General features: G+C 49.1%; 2 pseudogenes. Both read right to left on the bottom strand.

The features are described 5' to 3' along the window. Positions 1-50, bottom strand: a pseudogene (locus P5683_RS26055) (hypothetical protein); the annotation flags it as partial. After that, positions 37-324, bottom strand: a pseudogene (locus P5683_RS26050) (IS607 family transposase); the annotation flags it as partial. The pseudogenes P5683_RS26050 and P5683_RS26055, both read right to left, overlap by 14 nt.

Below are 324 nucleotides of genomic sequence, written 5' to 3'. Positions count from 1 at the left end.
TGGTTATAGCAATACCGACAAGCGGCCAACCATTTGCGCCAGACTTGATTTAGCTCCGGGCTGGGGTAAATCCGGATCTTCTTTGACCTGAGTTTTGTATTTACTCCGTCCGTATAATCGGGAACTGAAGCAGTGGAGGATGGCGAGGATGTCCTCAACCATTTCTGGTTCTGGACTGAGACTTGTCTCGTTGAGAACCATGAGTGAGCACCTGTTTTGCTCATAGAGCCATCGAAACAAGTCAAATCCCCATATTGCCAATCGGTCTTGGTGGGCAACGACAACCATGCCGACATCTCCTGACAAATGATGTCCCAGTAAGGC

The organism is Limnospira sp. PMC 1279.21, from assembly GCF_032349615.1.
Taxonomy (GTDB): domain Bacteria; phylum Cyanobacteriota; class Cyanobacteriia; order Cyanobacteriales; family Microcoleaceae; genus Limnospira; species Limnospira fusiformis.
This window is presented reverse-complemented; position numbering and strand designations above follow the sequence as displayed.